General features: G+C 64.3%; 15 protein-coding genes. 10 read left to right on the forward strand and 5 right to left on the reverse strand.

Going from position 1 to position 16,812, the window contains the following annotated elements:
• Positions 1 to 195 precede the first annotated feature (195 nt).
• Positions 196 to 3,042: an RNA polymerase-associated protein RapA gene (rapA, locus tag RYH74_RS24915; protein ID WP_075046115.1), complete on the reverse strand. Its 2,847-nt coding sequence runs from the start codon at positions 3,040 to 3,042 to the stop codon at positions 196 to 198.
• Between the two features lie 161 nt (positions 3,043 to 3,203).
• Here rapA and RYH74_RS24920 point away from each other — a divergent pair, with 161 nt between their 5' ends.
• The 7 genes from RYH74_RS24920 to RYH74_RS24950 all read left to right on the forward strand — a co-directional run bounded on the left by RYH74_RS24920 (position 3,204) and on the right by RYH74_RS24950 (position 8,121).
• On the forward strand, positions 3,204 to 3,899 hold the full coding sequence (locus tag RYH74_RS24920; protein ID WP_286918893.1) for a M949_RS01915 family surface polysaccharide biosynthesis protein: 696 nt from the start codon (positions 3,204 to 3,206) through the stop codon (positions 3,897 to 3,899).
• A 63-nt stretch (positions 3,900 to 3,962) separates the two neighbouring features.
• Positions 3,963 to 4,292 (forward strand): aspartate-semialdehyde dehydrogenase, encoded by a 330-nt coding sequence (locus tag RYH74_RS24925; RefSeq protein ID WP_085590175.1) that lies wholly within the window; start codon positions 3,963 to 3,965, stop codon positions 4,290 to 4,292.
• Positions 4,293 to 4,359: 67 nt separating this feature from the next.
• On the forward strand, positions 4,360 to 4,521 hold the full coding sequence (locus RYH74_RS24930; RefSeq protein ID WP_075046112.1) for a hypothetical protein: 162 nt from the start codon (positions 4,360 to 4,362) through the stop codon (positions 4,519 to 4,521).
• A gap of 135 nt (positions 4,522 to 4,656) precedes the next feature.
• Positions 4,657 to 4,773, forward strand: coding sequence for a cytochrome c oxidase subunit CcoM (gene ccoM / locus RYH74_RS24935; RefSeq protein ID WP_025340347.1), 117 nt, complete (start codon positions 4,657 to 4,659; stop codon positions 4,771 to 4,773).
• 296 nt (positions 4,774 to 5,069) lie between these two features.
• On the forward strand, positions 5,070 to 7,058 hold the full coding sequence (locus tag RYH74_RS24940) for an FUSC family protein (protein WP_286918892.1): 1,989 nt from the start codon (positions 5,070 to 5,072) through the stop codon (positions 7,056 to 7,058).
• A complete protein-coding gene (locus tag RYH74_RS24945) occupies positions 7,045 to 7,251 on the forward strand; it encodes a DUF1656 domain-containing protein (RefSeq protein WP_046614712.1) in 207 nt (68 codons plus the stop codon). The genes RYH74_RS24940 and RYH74_RS24945 overlap by 14 nt, the downstream gene beginning before the upstream one ends.
• Positions 7,252 to 7,263: 12 nt before the next feature.
• Positions 7,264 to 8,121 (forward strand): HlyD family secretion protein, encoded by an 858-nt coding sequence (locus RYH74_RS24950; RefSeq protein ID WP_286918891.1) that lies wholly within the window; start codon positions 7,264 to 7,266, stop codon positions 8,119 to 8,121.
• A 202-nt stretch (positions 8,122 to 8,323) separates the two neighbouring features.
• On the opposite strand, the gene RYH74_RS24955 is transcribed toward RYH74_RS24950, so the two are convergent.
• The gene (locus RYH74_RS24955) at positions 8,324 to 9,082 is read right to left on the reverse strand and encodes an SDR family NAD(P)-dependent oxidoreductase (protein ID WP_286918890.1); all 759 of its coding nucleotides are present in this window, start codon (positions 9,080 to 9,082) and stop codon (positions 8,324 to 8,326) included.
• Between the two features lie 111 nt (positions 9,083 to 9,193).
• Here RYH74_RS24955 and RYH74_RS24960 point away from each other — a divergent pair, with 111 nt between their 5' ends.
• The gene (locus tag RYH74_RS24960; protein ID WP_085590170.1) at positions 9,194 to 10,102 is read left to right on the forward strand and encodes a LysR family transcriptional regulator; all 909 of its coding nucleotides are present in this window, start codon (positions 9,194 to 9,196) and stop codon (positions 10,100 to 10,102) included.
• A 122-nt stretch (positions 10,103 to 10,224) separates the two neighbouring features.
• On the forward strand, positions 10,225 to 10,560 hold the full coding sequence (locus tag RYH74_RS24965; protein WP_013973906.1) for a DUF2025 family protein: 336 nt from the start codon (positions 10,225 to 10,227) through the stop codon (positions 10,558 to 10,560).
• 175 nt (positions 10,561 to 10,735) lie between these two features.
• On the opposite strand, the gene RYH74_RS24970 is transcribed toward RYH74_RS24965, so the two are convergent.
• Positions 10,736 to 13,321, reverse strand: a complete 2,586-nt coding sequence (locus tag RYH74_RS24970) for an EAL domain-containing protein (RefSeq protein ID WP_317410485.1) — start codon at positions 13,319 to 13,321, stop codon at positions 10,736 to 10,738.
• A 51-nt stretch (positions 13,322 to 13,372) separates the two neighbouring features.
• The gene (locus RYH74_RS24975; protein WP_317410487.1) at positions 13,373 to 14,446 is read right to left on the reverse strand and encodes a diguanylate cyclase; all 1,074 of its coding nucleotides are present in this window, start codon (positions 14,444 to 14,446) and stop codon (positions 13,373 to 13,375) included.
• Between the two features lie 130 nt (positions 14,447 to 14,576).
• Between RYH74_RS24975 and RYH74_RS24980 the strand changes: the two genes are divergently transcribed.
• The gene (locus RYH74_RS24980; RefSeq protein ID WP_025340338.1) at positions 14,577 to 15,668 is read left to right on the forward strand and encodes an MBL fold metallo-hydrolase; all 1,092 of its coding nucleotides are present in this window, start codon (positions 14,577 to 14,579) and stop codon (positions 15,666 to 15,668) included.
• A gap of 3 nt (positions 15,669 to 15,671) precedes the next feature.
• On the opposite strand, the gene RYH74_RS24985 is transcribed toward RYH74_RS24980, so the two are convergent.
• Positions 15,672 to 16,568 (reverse strand): formate/nitrite transporter family protein, encoded by an 897-nt coding sequence (locus tag RYH74_RS24985; protein WP_075046107.1) that lies wholly within the window; start codon positions 16,566 to 16,568, stop codon positions 15,672 to 15,674.
• Between the last annotated feature and the right edge of the window lie 244 nt (positions 16,569 to 16,812).

Genomic DNA, 16,812 nt, shown 5'->3' on the forward strand with positions numbered 1-16,812 from the left:
TTATGAACCTGATCGCAGCCTGGAATATGTAAATGGGTTCTGAAAATTGGCCCCCTGTGGGAGCGGCCTTGTGTCGCGAAAGGGCTGCAAAGCAGCCCCAGCAATTTCAACTATTGCGCGTCAATCCTGGGGCCGCGTTGCGGCCCTTTCGCGACACGAGGCCGCTCCCACAAAGGCGGCGGTGTCTGACCTGTATTAGCCAGCCACCAGCACGCGAATGGCTTCCAGGCGCAGGGCGGCCTTTTCCAGCATCGCCAGGCCCTCTTCGCGCTGCTTGCGCAGCGCTTCGATCTCGCTGTCGCGCACGCTCGGGTTGACCGCTTGCAGCGCGACCAGACGAGCCAGTTCTTCGTCGGCTTCAGCTGTGAGGCGACGCTGGGCCTCGGCCACGCGCTCGACGTGGGCCGGCATGACCTTGGCCTCGCCACTGCTGATGCGCTGGGCAAGCACGTCGCGCTGGGCCTGGACGAACTTGTTGGCGCTGGCGCGCGGCACGCTTTCCAGCTGGTCGTTGAGGGTTTCGAAGGCCACGCGGGACGCCAGGTCGTTGCCGTTGGCGTCGAGCAGGCAGCGCAATGCCGCCGGTGGCAGATAACGGCCCAGTTGCAGGCTGCGCGGTGCAACCACCTCGCTGACGAACAGCAGTTCAAGCAGTACGGTGCCGGGTTTGAGCGCCTTGTTCTTGATCAGCGCCACGGCGGTGTTGCCCATCGAGCCGGACAGCACCAGGTCCATGCCGCCTTGCACCATCGGGTGCTCCCAGGTGAGGAACTGCATGTCCTCGCGCGACAGCGCCTGGCCACGGTCGTAGGTGATGGTCACGCCTTCGTCGTCGCCCAGCGGGAAGCTGGCGTCGAGCATCTTCTCGCTCGGCTTGAGGATCAGGGCGTTCTCGGAATGGTCTTCGCTGTCGATGCCGAAGGCGTCGAACAGGGTTTCCATGTAGATCGGCAGGGCGAACTGATCGTCCTGTTCGAGAATGTCCTCGACCAGCGCCTGGCCTTCGCCGGCACCGCCGGAGTTGAGCTCCAGCAGGCGGTCACGGCCGGTATGCAGTTCGGCTTCCAGGCGTTCGCGCTCGCTGCGGGCATCGGCCACCAGGGCTTCCCAGGCCTTGCTTTCGCCACCTTCGAGCAGCGGCAGCAGGCGTGGGCCGAACTGGTGCTGCAGGGCGTTGCCGGTAGGGCAGGTGTTGAGGAAGGCGTTGAGGCCTTCGTGGTACCACTGGAACAGACGCTCTTGCGGGCTGTCCTGCAGGTACGGGATATGCAGCTGGATGGTGTGCTTCTGGCCGATACGGTCGAGGCGGCCGATGCGCTGTTCTAGCAGGTCGGGATGCGCCGGCAGGTCGAACATAACCAGATGGTGGGCAAACTGGAAGTTGCGGCCTTCGCTGCCGATCTCGGAGCAGATCAGCACCTGCGCGCCGAACTCTTCGTCGGCGAAGTAGGCGGCGGCGCGGTCGCGTTCGAGGATGCTCATGCCTTCATGGAACACCGAGGCCGGGATGCCGGAGCGCACGCGCAGGGCGTCTTCCAGGTCCATCGCGGTTTCGGCATGGGCGCAGATCACCAGCACCTTGGTGCGCTTGAGCATCTTCAGGGTGTCGATCAGCCAGTCGACGCGCGGGTCGAAACGCCACCAGCGCTCGTCATCGGCCACCTCGCCCTGGGCCTGGAAGGCGACTTCCGGGTACAGCTCGGCATGTTCGCCGGCTGGCAGGTCGCGGTACTGCTCAGGCGTGGCCAGTGGGTAAGGGTGCAGCTGGCGCTCAGGGAAGCCCTGGATCGCCGCGCGGGTGTTACGGAACAGCACGCGGCCGGTGCCGTGGCGGTCGAGCAGCTCACGGATCAGGCGCGCGCTGGCCTGGGTATCGCCGTCGCTGACCGCGGCCAGCAGGGCTTCGCCTTCGGCACCCAGGAAGCCCTGGATGGTGGCGTGGGCCTTGGGCGACAGGCGGCCTTCGTCGAGCAGTTCCTGTACGGCTTCAGCCACCGGGCGATAGTGCTCGCTCTCGGCGCGGAAGGCGGCCAGGTCGTGGAAACGGTTGGGGTCGAGCAGGCGCAGGCGGGCGAAGTGGCTGTCCTGGCCGAGCTGCTCGGGGGTGGCCGTGAGCAGCAGCACGCCCGGGATCACCTGGGCCAGCTGTTCGACCAGGCCATATTCGGCGCTGACCTGGTCTTCGTGCCAGACCAGGTGGTGGGCTTCGTCCACCACCATCAGGTCCCAGCCGGCGGCGAACAGCGCGTCCTGGGCCTTTTCGTCGTCGACCAGCCACTCCAGGGCCACCAGCGCCAGCTGGGCATCCTCGAACGGGTTGCTGGCGTCGCTTTCGATGAAACGCTCGGCGTCGAACAGGGCCACCTGCAGGTTGAAGCGGCGGCGCATTTCCACCAGCCACTGGTGCTGGAGGTTTTCCGGTACCAGGATCAGAACGCGGCTGGCGCGGCCCGACAGCAGCTGGCGGTGGATCACCAGGCCGGCTTCGATGGTTTTGCCCAGGCCCACTTCGTCGGCCAGCAAGACGCGCGGCGCGCTGCGGTCGGCGACTTCGCGGGCGATGTGCAACTGGTGGGCGATGGGTTGGGCGCGGCAGCCGCCCAGGCCCCACAGCGCCGACTGCATCTGCTTGCTGGTGTGCTGCAGGGTGTTGTAGCGCAGGCTGAACCACGACAGTGGGTCAATCTGCCCGGCGAACAGGCGGTCGCTGGCCAGGCGGAACTGGATGAAGTTCGACAACTGGGTTTCCGGCAGGGTGCGCGGCTGGTTCTGCCCGTCCAGGCCGTGGTAGACCATCAGCCCGTCGATGTCCTCGACCTCGCGCACGGTCAGCTTCCAGCCTTCGAAGTGGGTGATCTGGTCACCTGGCGAGAAGCGCACGCGGGTCAGCGGCGCATTGCGCAGGGAATACTGGCGGGTGTCGCCAGTGGCCGGGTAGAGCACGGTCAACAGGCGGCCATCCTGCGCCAGGATGGTACCCAGGCCGAGCTCGGCTTCGCTGTCGCTGATCCAGCGTTGCCCCGGTTGATACTGCTGCGCCATACTGCCTGAACTCCCGCGATGAAAAAGCCGGTTATGTTAACGGATCGGCCGGTCAGACCAAAGTGCCGAGCGCATCGAAAGGTGCCGAAGTGCGATAGGTAGCAACAGTCTAGCCGCTTCATCGCCCCCCACCGTGCTGCCGACGAGGGCCCCGGATCAACATGTCTGCCAAGCACCGCTGGATCAGCACTTCGATGGCCGTGGGCAGCCTGTTGCTGCTGGCCGCCTGCGAGCAGAAAAACTTCGAGACCTTGCCCGCCATCCCGATCGAGCAGCTCGAGGTACTGGGTGTGCAGACACCGATCAAGAGCGTGCACTTTCGTGACCGCGACGGTGAAGGCCTGCTGGTATTGAGCCGCAGCGATGGCCAGGCCAGCGACCCGGAAAGCGAGCAGGAAGTGGACAAGGTGGTACTCAAGGCCACGCTGTACGGGCGCACCGCCGAAAACGACGCGTTCAAGGCGCGCTGGCAGATCGAACAGGAAACCACCTGCCCGGGCCTGGACCTGGACGTGGACTTCTATAACGACGTAAGCGATGTCGGTGACCTGAACAAGGACGGCGTCGCCGAAGTGACGGTTGCCAGCCACGCCTTCTGCGGCGGTGGCATCGACCCGCACGACATCGCCATCGAGATGCGCGAAGGGCAGGCCAGCTACAGTATCACCGGCCAGTCGCTGATCACCCCGGCGGGCGAAGAGCCGATCGGCGGTGAGCGTGAGAACAGCGCTTCGCTCAAGGCCGCGCCGCAGGTGCTGCGCGAGCACATGGACGCGGTCTGGCAGCAGGTGTACAAGCGGCCCTGGAGCGAGGCCAGCCCGCCAAGCGACGACGACCCTGACGACGAAGCCGAATAAGTGTTGTGCCTGCCATCAAGGTAAACCCGCGCCTGCCGATACAGGGGGCATAGGAGAACGTCCATGCTGCCACCGATCATTCCGCTCAGTGCCGCGCCGGTGACCTCGCAACAGGACCCGGTCAAGCCGACACCCGACATCAAGCCGGTGGTGCCGACGCAGCCTGCATCCGGTGAAAGTGCCATCGACCTCAAGCACCAGCGTGACCCGCAGGAGCAGGCGCTGCTGCTGCGCGACGAGCAGCGCCGCCAGCAGCAACGCCGGCAGAAGGGCGACGACGAACGCTACAGTGCGATGCCGGGTGACGAGGTCAACGCCGACAACACCGTGCCGGTGGCGCCGTTGATGGGCGAGCATGTACGCCAGGGGCTGCTGGTGGACATCGAAGTCTGACATGGGGCTGGTCAGCGCCAGCGCCTGGCTTCATCATGCAAGTCTCAGTTGATCGTCGAGCCCACCCATGAGCCAAGACAACCTCATCGATTTCGATGCCGAACGCGCCAAGCGCGTCCACGACCTCAAGGAAAAGCGCCTGAACGAGATGCGCAATGCGTTCGAGCAGGCCCTGCCGTTGAACACCGCCAAGAAAAAGAAGCCCAAGGGCAAGCCGAAGAAGCGCTGAAACTTGACGCAGGTCAACCCTGCACCCGCCTCGCGTGCCCGGCCCCGGGCACCATTGACACCGATCAATTTTCCCCGCCCCCACATTGGTTAACTTGCACCCATCGGACAACGGCAAACGAATGGGGAGGCCAGCATGTTCTTCGACAACGTGGTTATCGCCGGAGTGGTAACGGTCGGGTTGATGGTCGTCTTCTTTGCCGGTCTGGGCATTTTCATCTGGAAGGACTCGAACAAGCGCAAGCCGCGCTGACCTTCCGGGTACACGAGCACGCAAGGCATTTAGGGCGACTTCGGTCGCCCATTTTTTTGCCTGCAATTTTGGTGTTGCCTGTACCGGCCTCTTCGCGGGTAAACCCGCTCCCACAATGACTTCACAGGATTCGGACTGTGCGCGGTCCCATGTGGGAGCGGGCGTGCCCGCGAAGAGGGCAGCACAGGAGGGCCTGTCCACAACAAAGATGATTAGCTAGCTAATTAATCGTTTCCGCTTTATCCTTTCCCCAATTGTCTATCTTTCTACAAGACCATCCCCGCAAGGTCCGTCTCGTGCCCATCACCCTCCAGGCCCTGTTCGCCCCCAGCAGCCTCGCCCTCAAGTTCGCCATCAAGACCCTGCTCGGTGGCGGCCTGGCGCTGTGGCTGGCGATGCGCTGGGGACTGGAGCAACCGTCCTGGGCACTGATGACCGCCTTCATCGTCGCCCAGCCGTTGTCGGGCATGGTGGTGCAGAAGGGCCTGGCGCGGTTGGCCGGTACCTTGGTCGGCACGTTTGCGTCGGTGCTGTTCATCGGCCTGTTTGCCCAGACCCCATGGCTGTTCCTGCTCACCTTGGCGCTGTGGCTGGCCCTGTGCACCGCCGCCTCCACCCAACTGCGCAGCGCCTGGGCCTATGCCTTCGTGCTGGCAGGCTACACCGCGGCGATCATTGCCCTGCCGGCCATCGACCACCCGTTGCAGGTGTTCGACCAGGCCGTGGCGCGCTGCACCGAGATCTGCCTGGGTATCTTCTGTGCCACCGCCAGCAGTGCCTTGCTCTGGCCCATGCGGGTAGAGCAGCAACTGGGCGGGCAAGCCCGCCAGGCCTGGCAAAACGGCCTGCAGGCCGCCAGTGCCATGCTGGGCGGCGAAGACGAGGCGCGCAAAGGCCTGCTGGAAAGCCTGGGGCGCATCGTTGCCATCGACAGCCAACGCGAACACGCCTGGTTCGAAGGCAACCGCGGGCGCCAGCGCGCTCGTGCCATTCGTGGCCTGAGCCAGAAACTGATGGTGCTGTTGCGCATTTCCCGTTCGGTGCGCCGGCAGTGGCGGCAACTTGATGAGCGCGAGGCCGAACGCCTGGCACCCTGGCTGGAGGAAGTGCGTGCACTGCTGGGCAAGCCCGACCAGCCGAGCCTGTTGTTGCTGCGCCAGCGCATCTGGGGTGCTGCCCACGATGAACAGATCAGCCCGGCGGAGCACTTCTGCCTGGCGCGCATGGCGCTGCTGCTGGATTACGCCATGGCTGCCAGCCAGGCGCTGGACGATGTGGAGGCGGGCAGGGCGCCCAAAGATGTGTCCCAAGGCCTGGCCGCGCACCGCGACTGGTCGCTGGCCTTGCTGTTCGGTTCACGCAGTGCGCTGGCCTTTCTGGTAATGAGCGGCTTCTGGCTGGCCACCGCCTGGCCTTCGGCACCAGGTGGCCTGGTGCTGACCTGCGTGGTCTGCAGCCTGTTCGCCAGCCGCGAGAACGGCGCGCAGATCGGCCTGAGCTTCTTGCGTGGGATTTTCCTGGCGATACCGGCGGCGTTTCTGGTCGGGCAGATTCTGCTGCCGCAATGGAGCAGCTTCGCCATGCTCTGCCTGGGCATGGGCGTGCCGCTGTTTCTTGGTGCGCTGGGCATGGCTCATCCGCGGACCGGGGCCACGGCCACCTCCTATTGCCTGCACTTTATCGTGCTGGTGTCGCCGCTCAACGCCATGCAGTTCGGGGTGGCCACCATGCTCAACAGTGCCCTGGCCATGCTGGTGGGTGTGTCGGCAGCGGTGATGGCCTTCCGTTTGTTGGTGTTTCGCCACCCGGCCTGGCTGGGCCGGCGCCTGCGTGCGGCGACCCAGAACGACCTGGTGCGCCTGACCCGGCGCGACCTGCGCGGGGCCGACAGCTGGTTTGGCGGGCGCATGGCCGACCGCCTGATGCAACTGGCGCGGCATGCCGGCGAACTGCCCGAGAGCGAACGCAAGCGCTGGGACGACGGCCTGCACGGCCTGGATATCGGCGACGAACTGGTGCACCTGCGCATGTGCCTGGCGGTTGCCCAGGCCCCGTTGGGGCGGGCCGAGCGCGAATACCTGCAGCAGGTAGAGGCCGTGCTGGCCAAGGGGCCGGCGCCCGGGCGCGGTCAGCGCCTGGATGCCGCCAGCGAACAGTTCATTGGCGCCTTGCGCCGTCTACCCTCAAGCGATCCGCTGCGGTTGGCCGAAGGGGCGGTGCTGCAGCTGCAGAAAAGCTGGGGCAAGTGGTGCCGCTGGCAGGAGGAAGCCCATGGGGTTGCGTGAGTGGGAAGTGGGCGGCGTGCTGTTCAGCCCCTTCCTTGTTTATGTGTTGCTGGCGCTGGTGCTTACCGGGTTGTTGCGTCTGCTGGTGCAGGCCACGCCGTTGGGGCGCTGGATCTGGCATGAAGCGCTGTTCGACGCGGCGTTGTTCGTTTGTGTGTTGTTCCTGGTGGTGCGACTGCTGGGAGCTTTATAAAGGAGTGTTTCGATGCGTGCGGCCGTACGTACCCTGGTCACCTTGTGTGTGGTGGCCCTTGCCGTGTTCGCCGGCTATCAGCTGTGGCAGTACTACATGCTCACCCCCTGGACCCGCGATGCCCGTGTGCGCGCCGATGTGGTGGTGATCGCCCCTGATGTGTCCGGCTGGGTGCGCGAGCTGAAGGCCCGTGACAACCAGCAGGTCAAGGCCGGCGACCTGCTGATGAGCATCGACCGCGAACGCTTCCAGGCTGCTTTCGACCAAGCCAGCGCGGTGACCGAAACCCGCAGCCAGCAACTGCGCCTGCGCGAGCGTGAAGCGGCCCGGCGTACCGCCCTGGGGCCGGAGGCGATCAGTGCCGAATTGCGGGAAAACGCACAGATCAATGCGGCTATCGCCCGTGGTGAGCTGCATGAGGCCGAGGCACAGTTGCAGGTTGCCAGAATCAACCTGGCGCGCAGTGAAGTGCGGGCACCGCGCAGCGGGCATATCACCAACCTGCGCCTGGCCGAGGGCAACTATGTGAACACCGGGGAACCGGTGATGGCCCTGGTGGACGATTCAACCTTCTATATCCAGGCCTACTTCGAGGAAACCAAGCTGCCGCGCATTCGAGTGGGGGATGCGGTGAAGGTCTGGCTGATGGGCGCAGGCGAGCCGATGCAAGGGCATGTAGAGAGCATCAGCCGTGGTATCACCGACCGCAACAGCAACCCCGACAGCCAGTTGCTGCCGGAGGTTGAACCGACCTTCAACTGGGTGCGCCTGGCGCAGCGGATACCGGTGAGGATTCGCCTGGACCGGGTGCCGGAGGGGGTGACCCTGAGTGCGGGGATGACGGCCAGTGTGCAGGTGCATGAGCAATGAGGCAGGTGGCTACTCTGTGGCCCGATCGCTGGCAACCCAGGCTCATGCGGTGGTGGGAGCAACTGTCCTGTGTTGCCTGTCCTGGCCTCATCGCCGGCAAGCCAGCTCCCACAGGTACTGCACAATGCTTGAGGTCGATGCAGTCGAGGTGGGAGCTGGCTTGCCGGCGATGGGCCGCAAAGCGGCCCCAGAAAACCTGACCTCAGAGGAACATCCCGCCTGAAACCTCCAGCCGTTGCCCGTTGATCCAGCCATTGCCATCTTCCAGCAACAGCGCAATCGCTGCTCCGATATCATCCGGCAGGCCCACGCGCCCCAGCGCCGTGTTGCCGGCAATGTATTCATTCACCTGGCGGTTGTCCCGCACCACGCCGCCGCCAAAGTCCGTCTCGATCGCCCCCGGCGCCAGAATGTTCACGCGAATACCACGCGCGCCCAGTTCCTTGGCCTGGTAGCGGGTCAGAACCTCCATCGCCCCCTTCATCGCGGCATAGGCGGCATACCCCGGCAGCGCAAAGCGCGCCAGGCCAGTGGAAATGTTGACGATGCGGCCATTGTCGACCAGCAGCGGCAGCAGGCGCTGGGTGAGGAAGAACGGCCCTTTCAGCTGGATGTTCAGCAACTGGTCGAACTGCGCCTCGCTGGTTTCGGTGTATGGCACGTTCAAGCCGATCCCGGCATTGTTCACCAGAAAATCGAAACGCTCGCTACCGAAGTGTTGCTGCAAGGTTGCCCCCAGGCGTTCGGCGAAGCCGGCAAAGCTGGCGCTGTCGCTGACGTCCAGTTGCAACATGGCGGCCTTGACCCCGGCCTGCTCCAGCCGCACGGCCACGGCCTGGGCTTCCTCGGCCTTGCTGTGGTAAGTGCCGATGACATCGATGCCGCGTGCGGCCAGGTGTTCGGCGGTGTTGCGGCCCAGGCCGCGGCTGGCGCCAGTGATCAGGGCAATCTTGCGGGTCATGGTGAAAACCTCATGGTGGGCTGATGTGCACAGGTTATTGGTCGGTGTTGTGCTGTTAAATCCGGCAAATATGGAAATACTGTTCGGTAAAACCGGATAGACGAGGTTCAAGTGAACAAGCTGGAGTTGTTGCGCACCTTTGTACGGGTGAGCGAGGTCAGCAGTTTCACCCTGGCTGCCGAGAGCCTGGGGCTGCCCCGTTCGACCGTGTCGGAGCAGGTCAGGGCGCTGGAGCGTTTGCTGGGTACGCAGCTGTTCAACCGCACCACCCGCCGGGTGCAGGCAACCCAGGATGGCGCCTTGCTGTACGAGCGCAGCAAGGACCTGCTGTCGGGCATGGACGAGATCGAGAGCCTGTTCTGCGCCGACGACGCCGAGCTGGCCGGGCGCCTGCGGGTCGACCTGCCGACCATGATGGCCCGTCGGGTCATCATCCCGGCGCTGCCGCAGTTTCTACAGCGCTTCCCGCGCCTGGAGGTGGAGCTCAGTTGCACCGACCGCCAGGTCGACCTGCTGCGTGAAGGCTTCGATTGTGTGATGCGCATTGGTGCCCTGCATGACCTGGATGTGGTGGCGCGCCCGGTCGGGCAACTGAGCATGCGCAACTGTGCCAGCCCTGCCTACCTGGCCCGCCATGGCGTGCCGCGCACGCTGCAGGACCTGGCCGAGCATCACCTGGTGCATTACGTGCGCACCCTTGGGGGGCGCAGTGCCGGTTTCGAATACCTGCAGGGCGGTGAACTGCACTTCCAGGCCATGGCCGGTGTGGTCACGGTCAACAATGCCGAGGCCTACTCGGCGGCCTGCCTGGCCGGGCTGGGACTGATCCAGGTGCCGGCGGTGGGCGTGGCCGAGCACCTGCAGCGCGGTGAGTTGGTTTCGGTACTGGAAGGCTGGCAGGCCCCGGCCATGCCCGTGTCACTGCTGTATGCCCGGCAACGGCATGTGCCACGCCGGGTGCAGGCCTTCATGCAGTGGCTGGGCGAGGTGCTGCATTCGCAGGTTGACGGTGGCCGCTGATCGATGAAAAGCGTGGCGCCTGTGCGACGGCTTGCGTTAGGCTGCCAGTCACGAGTTGCCCGGCAGAGGCAACCACCCCCGCCTGGCGTGCGTATCTTCCGATTTCATTGCGAGGTTACGTCATGGCCATCACTTCCCAGGACATCTGCAACGCTGCTGACCAGCTCAAGGGCTTCGTCGGTTTTCATGGCAAGCGCGGTGTGCACATCGTGCGTTTTTCCGAAGATTCGTTCGGCATGGACGTGGCCGACGCCAGCATCACGCCCTGCAGCGAGTTTGTCTGGCGGCCCGAGCAAGGGCAGCGCATGGCCCTGTGCCGCGAACGGCTGGCGCTGTTGCTGGAGCAGCATGTGGATGACCGTTTGAACATCGGTGAACCGCTGCGCACCTACCTGCGCCGGCGCGACCTGCCGGAAATCGTGGCTGAGCGCAGCTTGCAGCGGGATTCCGCTCTGTAATAGCGGAGTAACTGCCTCGCTCGAATACCGAAAACCTGCACCATCACTGTGGGAGCGGGTTCACCCGCGAACACCGGCGAAGCCGGTGCCATATACCGCGTCGCATTCTTCGCGGGTGAACCCGCTCCCACAGGGGGCAAGTATCAAACCTGGACAAGACAGTGACCTCCACACGCTACAGGTAGGGCGCCGAACGCTGGGATGCCTGCTGCAACAACGCCTCGAGCCCTGCACTGTCCAGCGGCCTGCTCAGGTAATAGCCCTGCACTTCATGGCAGCGATCCTTCTGCAGTGCCCTGAGCTGCTGCTCGCTCTCCACCCCTTCGGCCGTCACCGTGAGCCCCATCGCTTCGCCCAGGTTGATGATGGCCTGGACCACGGCACGATCGCTGCCAGCGGTGTTGTTCAGCCCGCCGATGAAGCGTTTGTCGATCTTGATGCTGTCGAACGGGTAGGTGCGCAGGTAGCCCAACGACGAGTAGCCGGTGCCGAAGTCGTCCATGTTCAGGCGCACGCCCAGCTCCTTGAGCGACAGCATGGTGCCCAGCGCGCCTTCGATGTCATTGAGCATCACGTTCTCGGTAATTTCCAGCTCCAGGCGCTGGGCAGGGAAGGCGGTTTCCAGCAGGATCTCGCGTACATCGGCCACCACATCGCTGCGCAGGAACTGCGCCGGTGACAGGTTCACGGAAACCAGTACATCGGCGGGCCAGTCATGGGCGGTGCGGCAGGCTTCGCGCAGCACCCAGCGGCCCAGCGCAACAATGATGTCACTCTGTTCGGCCAACGGAATGAAGGTGTCCGGCCCCAGCAACCCCTCCTGCGGGTGCTGCCAGCGCAGCAAAGCCTCGACCGCGACGATGCGCAGGTCGCTGAGGCGATAGCGCGGCTGGTAGTGCAGCTCGAATTCCTGGTTGCGCAGGGCCCGCCGCATGTCGTTCTCCAGTTGGCGGCGGTACTGGATCTGTTGGTTCATTTCGGCAGCGAAATAGCGCCAGGTGCTCTTGCCGTCGGCCTTGGCCTGGTACAGGGCGATATCGGCGCAGCGGATCAGCTCGCCGGCATCGAAGCCCTGGGTACGGGTCTGGGCGACACCGATACTGGCGCCAACGTGCAGGGGCTGGTTATCGAAGATGATCGGTTGCTGCAGCAGGCTGATCAGGCGCGCACAGAAGCGGTCGATCTCGCTGCGGTTGTCCATGCCGCCGAGTACCAGGAGGAACTCGTCGCCGCCCAGGCGCGCGACCAGGTCGCCATCGCGGGTGCTGTCGCGCAGGCGTGTTGCAACCTCCTGCAGCACGGCGTCACCGGCGGCATGGCCGAGGGAGTCGTTGATCGGCTTGAAGTTGTCCAGGTCAAGCAGCAGCAAGGTCAGTGGCGGCGAATCACTGCCGCGCAACAAGGCCTGCTCGAGGTGCCGGGCGAGCTTGTTGCGGTTGGCCAGCCCGGTCAGCGGGTCGTGCAGCGACAGGTGCTGGATGCGCGCATGAGCGTCGACTTCGTCGGTGATGTCGCTGGCGGTGCCGCGAAAACCGACGGGTTTGCCGTCGTACCAGATGGCGCGGGCCGATATCCGGCAGTAGCGGTTCTGGCCATTCTGGTCGCGGTAGGTGCAGCGCAGGTTGGCCAGTTGTTGTGGGTCGGCAGCGGCCAGGGCATCCAGCCACGGCGAGAGCGGCGTGGTATCGCAGGCCAGCAACTGATTGAGCGGGTGGCCTAGCCAGTCGTCCACCGGGTAGCCGGTGACATTGACGAAGCGTTGCGAAAGGTAGGTCAGGCGTTGTTGCCGATCGGTTTCCCAGATCCAGTCGGAGGCCGACTCGGCCACCGCGCGAAAACGCTGCTCGCTGGCCTCCAGGGCCTGGTTGCTCTGCTGCAGATCGGCGAGCGTGAGGTCGATCGCCCGCGAACTGCGCAAGGCATGGCGGAACAGGTACAGCATGACCAGGCCGAGTATCAGCAAGGCACCCGCCAGCGGCGGCAACACCGCGCGCAGTAACTGCTGCCCTGGCAGCGGGCTGCTCCAGGACAGGTGGTAGCCGGTATCGCCGAGGTCGATGCGCAGGTGCCCGTGCTCCCCCACATCATCGTTTTCCACGTGCATGTCGGTCAGGCCGGCACCGCTGCTCAGCTGTGCCAGCTTTTCCTCGGTGAGCTGGTCGACGAACAGCATCACCGGCGCCTGGCGCACCTCGCTATCGGTGACATCCCGGTCCGGGCGCACCGCCGCGGCACTGAGCACTGCCGGCCAGCCGTTGAACAGGACGAAACGGGTGATCTGTTCACGTGGGATGGCCGCCGCCCGAGCCTGGTCGATGATTGGCTGCAGCGCTGCATCAATATAGGTATTGGCCGCTGCCTGGGTAGGCTGGCCTTTGAACAAACCGTAGGTGGTGCGAGCGTCCTCCACCACGAACACCCCTTCATAGCCGCTGGCGCTGTACAGCGACTCGCCCACGTTCTTTTCTTCGTAGGCCCATTTCCAGTCGGCCTGGCCCGCCAGGTGTTCGAAGGCAGCATCCCACACGGCATAGCTGGACAGGAACTGGCGCGAGGCGAGCAGCCGTTGCTCCAGCGCCTTGGTTGCCTGCGAGGCACTGCGCTGGCGTTCCTGATGGTCAAGAGTACCCGCGATATTGAACAGGGCGCCGAGGATGATCAGGCAGGCCAGGCCGAAAACTGCGCTGAAGCCGGCAATCAGGCGACGCACCTGGAAGCGTGGTGTGGGGCTGGCGGGTGGAAGGTTGGCGGTCCTGGCCATGCGCGAGCGGCTCCTTCAGGCAGCCTCCCGCCAGTTGGTCAGGAAGGAGGTTCAATCAGGATAGGCCAGCCTGAGCGCCGCAGCGTCTCTGTGGGCAAAATTGACCTGGTCGCGCCCGGCATGCTTGGCGGTGTACAGCGCCTTGTCCGCCTGTTCGAGCCAGTGTTCGGGTGACTCCAGGTCGGCCTCGAATGCCGAAAGGCCGATGCTCAGGCTGATGCGCAGGTGCGGCAACTGCGGGTTACGGTAGCTGGCGACCTGCTCGCGCAGGCGCTCCATGGCCTGGCAGGCTTGGGCCTCGCTGGTGTCCGGCAGGATCACGCAGAATTCGTCACCGCCGTAACGCCCGGCCTGGTCGCCTTCGCGCAGATTGCGCCGCAGTTCGGCGCCGAGCTGGCGCAGCACACAGTCGCCGACCACGTGGCCGAAGGTGTCGTTGATGGTCTTGAAGTGGTCGATGTCGATCAGGGCAATCACCGCGTGCCCCTGTTGCTGCTGGCAAGCCTGGAACTTCAGCAGCAGCAGGTCTTTCCAGGCGCCGTGGTTGAGCAGACCGGTCAGGCTGTCGGTAAGGCTCAGGGTGCTCAGCCGGCGCTTGTGGTCGGCCAGCTTGATCGCCAACTGGTAGCAGACCCAGCCCAGCGCCAGCGGGTAGAGGGTCAACATCGGCAGGCAGGCATAGACCTGCAGGGGCGTCGCATTCAGTTGCAGGCCGGGGCCCAGCAGCAGAATGGCGACGAGCATGCCCGCCAGCTGGGCCAGCACCCCGCGAACGACCATGCGTTTGCCGCCGGCGGCGACGTTGTTCATGGTCATCATCGACAGCACGGTCACGCTGGGCAATGGATTGAAATGCATGGCGGCGGTCCAGAACCCACCCATCAGGGAGTCCAGCACCAGGTTGCGCTGTTCTGCCTGGTAGGGCATGGCCGAACGGGCGGCCCACAGGTAGGCCACATGCGGCCACAACAAGCCGTTGAACAGTAGCAGCAGCCATGCCCATGTGGGCGGTGACAGCGGCGCAATGGCGGCCATGACGCTGAACAGGCCGATCCCCAGGCCGATGGCACGCGGCAGGTAGATGCGTTTGGCGAATGAAAGTCCTTTGCCGCTGCGTTTATCCATATTGGTCATCGTTCTTCTGCTGAAGCACCGTTTATCGCATAACTCGCATGAATATTGTTGAACAGTGTTTCATCGACGAAAAATGACCTTACAAGCCAATTCACGGTTGATCCGATCACTGTGGGGTAACATGAAGGCTTTCCTGTTGCTCGGAGTGTTGCTGATGGTCCCTTTGGCCAACCCTGCCGGCGAGCCGGCGCCTCAGCGGGAAGGGCGCTTTCACAATCAGGCGTCGTTGCCACAGGATGGCGTATTGAAGAAGCTGCGCATCGGGCTCAAGTACCTGTTCCTGCGCAAACCACCGGAAACCCGGCCGGCCACACCGGTCAGCCTCCAGCCCATGACCCGCCAGCAGGTGCTCGATGCGCCCGACCGCAGCCTTTGGCGCCTGGGCCATTCCACGGTATTGCTCAAGCTGCGCGGGCGCTTCTTTATTACCGACCCGGTATTCGCCGAGCGCGCCTCGCCGGTGCAGTGGGCCGGCCCACTGCGCTTCCATGCGCCGCCCCTGGCGCTGGACCAGTTGCCGCCGTTGGCTGCGGTGGTACTGTCCCACGATCACTTCGATCATCTTGACGAACAGGCGATTCGCCAACTGGCATCGCGCACCAGTGTGTTCCTGGCGCCGCTGGGCGTAGGCAACCTGCTGATGACCTGGGGCGTAGCACCGGCAAAGGTGCGGCAGCTGGACTGGTGGCAGGAAAGCGAGGTCGAGGGTGTGCGCTTTGTCGCCACCCCGGCTCAGCACTTTTCCGGGCGTGGGCTGCTGGACAGCAACCGGACCTTGTGGGCGTCGTGGGTGATCGTCGACGAGGATGTGCGGGTATTCTTCAGTGGCGATACCGGCTACTTCGATGGGTTCAAGCAGATTGGCGAGCGCTTCGGGCCGTTCGACCTGACCCTGATCGAGACCGGGGCCTACAACGTCGCCTGGCCCGATGTGCACATGCAGCCGGAGCAGAGCCTGCAGGCCCATCTGGATCTACGCGGGCGCTGGCTGTTGCCGATTCACAACGGCACCTTCGACCTGTCCATGCATGGCTGGCAGGAGCCGTTCGAGCGCATCCTGGCGTTGGCCAACCAGGCGCAGGTGCGTCTGAGCACGCCGCAGATGGGGGAGCGGGTCAGCCTTGACTCTCCGCACGCTGGGCAGAACTGGTGGCAGCCGCGGCCCGTGCGTCAGCGCGGCCAGGCGAACGAGCGCGTGGTGGCGGCACGCTGAAGTTCATTTGTTGCCGTTGTTGCGGCGCGGGGAGGGTGGCTGGTCCTCTTTCAGTAGCCGTGAGGGCGGTCTGCCGCTGTCGCTGCGCACCTGTGCATGGCTGATCAAGCCGAAGATGAAGCTGCCGCCGATGATGTTGCCCGCCAGTGTCGGCAGGGCGAACTCCAGCCAGAAGCTGCGCCAGGTTTCATCGCCAGCCCAGACCAGATAGGACACCTCGACCGAGCCGACCACGATATGGGTGAAGTCGCCCAGGGCCATCAGGTAGGTGATCATCAGGATGATCCAGATCTTGGCGTGTTCCATCGATGGGATCATCCAGACCATCGTGGCGATCATCCACCCCGATACGATGCCTTTGGCGAACATCTGGCTGATATCGTTCTTCATGACCTTGCGGCCCACTTCCAGGAAGGCCACGTCGGTCTTGCTGTCGAAGATCGGCAGTTCCAGCATTACCCAGGCCACCAGCAAGGTGCCGGCGAGGTTGCCAAGCAGTACAACGCTCCAAAGGCGCAGCAGGCGCCCGAAGTTGGCCAGGGTGGGGGCGGTCATTACCGGCAACACGGCGGTCAGGGTGTTTTCGGTGAACAACTGCTGACGCGCCAGTATCACTGCAAGGAAGCCAGCGCTGTAGCCGATGCTGGCGACCACCTGGGCACTGTCCCCCTCCGGCAGGCGAGCGTAGAACAGGCCCATGGCCATGAGCGACAGCCCCATGGACAAGCCTGCGGCCAGTGCCGACCACCATAGTGCGGCGAGTGTACGTTCCAGTTCCTGGTCGCCCTGGTAACGAATGATCTCGTGCAGTACTGCCGCGCGGGGCGGCTGGCTAAGGCTGACTTCCTGCTCCTCGTCCGCCGACAGGCCCGGGGTTTTCTCGCTTTGCGCATCGCTCATGGCCGCTACGCTCCGTGGGGGTGTTTCTCTACAGATTCGCGGCGCTTTCATTAGTTGCCGGCGAGGAGACAAACGACGGCAGAAAGTTTTTTCAGATCAAGGTGTTGACTCTGATTTCAAAGCGCGTATTATTCGCCTCCTCGCAGCGATGAACGCTTCGAGGCAAGCGGTAAGTTGTTGAGGTTGAAGGGTTTCGAAAGAAACCAGCTGTAAAAAACTTCAAAATAAACGCTTGACAGCAAAT

The sequence above is a fragment of the Pseudomonas sp. LSJ-87 genome (genome assembly GCF_032971465.1).
Taxonomy (GTDB): Bacteria; Pseudomonadota; Gammaproteobacteria; order Pseudomonadales; family Pseudomonadaceae; genus Aquipseudomonas; species Aquipseudomonas putida_Z.